This window comes from Streptomyces ipomoeae 91-03, assembly GCF_000317595.1.
GTDB classification, from domain to species: Bacteria; Actinomycetota; Actinomycetes; order Streptomycetales; family Streptomycetaceae; genus Streptomyces; species Streptomyces ipomoeae.
On record NZ_AEJC01000522.1, the window covers coordinates 1 to 4,398 of the forward strand.

The 4,398-nt window shown below is 71.6% G+C and carries 4 protein-coding genes; 1 reads left to right on the forward strand and 3 read right to left on the reverse strand.

The window, feature by feature from the left end; all coding sequences use genetic code 11:
- The 3 genes from STRIP9103_RS33915 to STRIP9103_RS33925 all read right to left on the reverse strand — a co-directional run.
- Nucleotides 1-1,265, reverse strand: a 1,265-nt coding sequence (locus tag STRIP9103_RS33915; RefSeq protein ID WP_234022369.1) for a TIGR00730 family Rossman fold protein, incomplete at its 3' end; no start/stop codon positions are given.
- Between the two features lie 68 nt (nt 1,266-1,333).
- Entirely contained in the window at nt 1,334-2,680 is a 1,347-nt protein-coding gene (locus tag STRIP9103_RS33920) for an FAD-binding protein (RefSeq protein ID WP_009328679.1), read from the reverse strand.
- Nucleotides 2,677-3,447: an isopentenyl transferase family protein gene (locus tag STRIP9103_RS33925; protein WP_009328675.1), complete on the reverse strand. Its 771-nt coding sequence runs from the start codon at nt 3,445-3,447 to the stop codon at nt 2,677-2,679. Before STRIP9103_RS33925 ends, STRIP9103_RS33920 begins: the two co-directional genes overlap by 4 nt.
- Before the next feature lie 285 nt (nt 3,448-3,732).
- On the opposite strand from STRIP9103_RS33925, the gene STRIP9103_RS33930 reads away from it, so the two are divergent.
- Nucleotides 3,733-4,338 (forward strand): hypothetical protein, encoded by a 606-nt coding sequence (locus tag STRIP9103_RS33930; RefSeq protein ID WP_009328677.1) that lies wholly within the window; start codon nt 3,733-3,735, stop codon nt 4,336-4,338.
- Nucleotides 4,339-4,398 lie beyond the last annotated feature (60 nt).

Here is a 4,398-nt window from a genome sequence, read left to right on the forward strand (position 1 = left end):
TCCGAGAACCGCACCGGATCGCGCAACTCCCGTACCCAGAAGTCCGGTTCGGTGGCCTCCGCCTGGACCGGCTTCGCCGTGACGTCCGAGATCAGCGGGGTGTGCGGGGCCCGCAGGTGCATGGTCTTCAGGGCGCGGCGGAACTCGTCCAGCACGGGGTCGAGATGCGGCGAGTGCGCGGCCACCTCCACGCGGAGCATCCGGGTCCGGCGACCGCGGGCCGCCCATCTCTCGCTGAGGGCCGTCACCGCGTCCCGGTCGCCCGAGACCACCAGCGCCCGGGGGCCGTTGACCGCCGCCACCACCACACCGGGCTCCGGTTCCAGCTCCTCCGGGGCGGCCTCCACCGCCGCCATCGCCCCCGGTGTCGGCAGCGTGCCCATCAGCCGGGACAGCGTGCCCACCGCATGACAGGCGTCCGCCAGGGAGAAGACCCCGGCTGCGTGGGCGGCGGCCATCCGCCCGGCCGAATACCCGAACAGCACATGGGGCCTCACACCCCGGCTCTCCAGCAGCCGGTACTGCGCGACCTGGAGTGCGAAGATCGCGGGGTTGCCGAAGGCGATCCGGTCGAGCAGCGCCGCCGTACGCGTCCCGGCCTCGGCGAACATCACGTCCCGCAGCGGCACTTCGAGATACGGGTCCAGCGCCGCGCACACCTCGTCGAGGGCCGCCGCGAACACCGGGAACGCGTCGTACGCGTCACGCCCCATGCCCGGCTGTTGCGAGCCGCCGCCCGAGAACAGGAAGGCGGTACGACCCAGTCGCGGCGCGACGGAACCGGCCGGAGCCGGCGCCGGGGCGGTCGTCAGCCGCTCGACGACCTCCCGCGCCGACTCGCAGACCACGATCCGCTCCAGGTCCCCGGGGTGCAGAAAGCCCTCGTCGTGGACGTGCCGGAGGAAGGCGAGCATGGGTCGGTAGAAGCCGTGCGGGTCGAGGAGGAGACAGGGCTTGCGGTGGATGCGCATCTGGGCCCAGGCCAGCGCCTCGAACAGTTCCTCCGCCGTGCCCAGACCCCCGGGGAGCGCCACGAAGGCGTCCCCCAACCCGGCCATGAGCGCCTTGCGTTCATGGATGTCGGCCACCACCCGCAGATCGGTGAGCCCGCTGTGGGCGATCTCGTACGGCAGCATGCGGCGCGGGATCACTCCCGTCACCTCGCCCCCGGCGGCCAGGGCGGCGTCCGCGACCGCGCCCATGAGCCCGGTGCGGGCACCGCCGTAGACCAGCCGGAGCCCGGCCCCGGCCAGCGCCCGGCCCAACTAGGCGGCGGTCCGCAGATGCTCCGGGCGGTGTCCCGAGGAGGCGCCGCAGAACACGGTCACCCCGGTCACCGCCACAGTCCGTACCCCCGGGTGAGGATGCCGTGCGGGTCGTACTGTGCCCTGGCCCGGGCGAGCCCGTCGTAGGCGGACCCGAAGTGTGCCCGCCAGTCCTCGGGCGTCATCGGCAGCGCGCTGGACGGGTGCAGGACACCTCCGAGTGCGAGTGCGCGTTCGTACACGGCCCGGTTGGCGGCCACCAACCGCCGTACGCCGTCCGGGTCCTGGGGCAGCGCGGTACGCATCAGCGAGAGCAGACAGAGGTGTTCGCCGGCGGGCTTGCGCAGCAGCGGGGCGCGCAGGGTGGCGCGGGTGAGCGGACGGAGCTGGACCGCTCCGCTGGTGCGCAGCCCGTGCTGGGGGCCGTCGGCGAGCACGGCCGGGACGAAGGACGTGACCGTCTCCTCCGGCAGCAGCAGTGTGAGCCACGGGTGCGGACGGTTCCACTCGCCCGTGACCCGCAGGATCCGCTCGTCGCGGTCGAGACGGCACAGATACTCCCCGTACGCCAGGTCCTCGATCTCCTGCGTGTCGGGGTCGTGGGCCAGGTCGCCGATCAACAGGGCGTCCTCCGGCGGCAGTTGGCCCGTGTGCGGGGCCACCGCCTCGATCACGTAGTCCCAGCTGCCGCCCACCGCGGGCCTGGCCTGCCCGGAGACATGGCTGAAGCGGTCGTCGCGGGAGAGCGCGCGCTGATCGGCGACATAGGCGGCGGGGGCGTCGTAGTACAGGCGGTAACGGCGTACGAGGGTGGGGGCCGGGATCAGGGCGAGCGTGGCCCGGACGATCAGCGCGCACTGGCCGAGGCCCGCGAGGACCGCGTGGAACAGGTCCCGGTTCCGCTCCCGGGAGCAGGTGACCGCCTCACCCGCGCCCGTGACGACGTCCAGCTCGCGCACCTGGTCGGCGACGAGACCGTACCGGTGGCTGGAGCCGCCGAAGCCGCCGGTGGTGAGCACTCCGCCGACGCTGCCGCCGAGGTGGTCGGGCAGCACGGGCGGGGTGAGACCCTCGGCGAGGGCGGCGCGCACGACATCGCTCCACAGCGCACCGGCCCCGGCGACCAGCATCCGCTCGCCGGGCACACAGCGCGCCTCGCTCAGCGCGCCCATGTCGACGACACAGCCGCCGTCCACCTGCCCCTGCCCGTACAGGGCGTAGCCGCCGCCGCGCGCCGAGACCGGCAGCGCGCGCGGGCCGGCGAGGGCGAGGGCGTCCTGGATCTCGGCCGTGGACCGAGGGGCGAGGACACTCAGCGGCCGGCTCGTGACGATGTGACCGAAATCGTCCGCGGCCCGCGCGAACGCCTCACCGAGAGCATCCGACGGGGAAACAAGTTCGGATAGTCCGGTCATGCCACACGCTCCAGCGCGCCCAGGTCGCATCGTGATCCGGAAATCCGGTCCGCGAAAATTTCGGTGAACACCTGGTGCTGCAGAATTCCGTGTTCGGCATGGCGCTCGGCTATCAATGCCGCCATACGCGCCAGGATGTGCTCCGGGAGATTCCGTTTGTGGAGGGTTTTCACGTCCAGTGAATACTTGGCGCAGCATTCCAGAACGGTCTCGAAGCCGTTGACGGAAGCCGCGAAGTAGCGCCGGTGCGGGTCCCGCCAGAGCGTGGCCAGCTCGTCGAGCAGACCCCGCTCGGGAGGCGGTGGGGCGAGCATCGTCCGGGCCCGGCGGGTCAGCGCGGCCACGTAGTCGCTCCGGTCCGGGAGCGGCATCAGCCGTACGGTCAGCCGCCAGGACAGCGCGGCGCGGCGCTCGGACAGCTCGCGCAGCAGGGAGATGGAGCCGCCCTCGACGATCACGAGCGGATGCCGGATGGCGAGCCGTTCCACCAGCGCGACCAGGGCATCCGTCGCGGCGGAGGCGGACAGGTCGCCGTCGGCCACGGTCCGGTCGCCCAGCCAGTACCGCTGGACGTCCGGCACCTCGGCGCCCGCGCGGGCGCTCGCGGTGGCCAGGTCGGTGAAGCACTGCAGCCGGTCGGCGACCACGACGGGGGCGCCGGTCTCCCGGGCCAGTTCCGTGGCCGCCGCGCTCTTCCCGACGCCGGTCGGCCCCGCGATGAGGTGGACGAGAGGTGATGTCTCGACGTGCGTTCCGGTGTCGGCCATGGGTGGGTGCCGCCTCCTGTTTCTGGAGCTTTCACGAGGAAGTTGATCAACGTCAAGTTACGCAGGTCCGGTCCTCACAGACACCAGAAGTACGCCTTGGCAAGGCAAAGAGACACCCACATTCCTTTTGCTTTGGTTAAAGCTTGGGGGCTGTTGGGCGGAGGGCAGCATTCCGGGGCATCGAGCGCGATAGGAGAGAAGGGAGGACAGCGTTTCCGTCCGTTATTTCTAACGCGTTTCTCATGTTTCTTGTTTTTAACGGAACACTGACAGAAGGGCCTTCCTGTGCAGACCGACATGCTGCTCGTCGTCGCCGAAACCCTCCCCGAGCCGAAGGCGGAGGGGGCCGACCACGACCCCGGTCCGGCCGGCACCGTACTGGTCGGATACGGAGCCGTGGACGAGCTGAACCGGTACGCCGCCGCCCCTGGCTGGACCGTGCACGTCCCCGGCCACCCCGAGGAGGTGCGCCGCGCGATCACGGGCGCCAGGGCCCGCGGCGAACACGCGTACGTCCATGTCTCGGCCCGCTCCAACACCGACCCGCGCGACACGACGGCCGGCTTCCAACTCGTCCGGCCGGGGCTCGACGGCGTCATCCTCGCCGTGGGCTCCGCCCTCGATCCGGTGCTGCGCGCCACGGCCGGACTGGATCTGGCCGTGCTCTACGCCACCACCGTCCGTCCCTTCGACGAGATCGGCCTGCGCACCGCCGTGCTCGCCGCCGACCACGCCGATGTGATCCTGGTCGAGCCCTGCCTCCCCGGCACCTCGGCCCGCCATGTCGCCGAGACTCTCGTTCATGTCCCGCACCGTCTGCTGGCCCTCGGGGACGCGGACGGCCTGGACGAGAACGGGATCGCCCAGGCCGTGCGGGACTTCATGCGCTGACGGGAAGCTGACGGGAAGCCGATGGGAGCCGACGGGAAGAGGAGGGGAATGGGAGGGGTT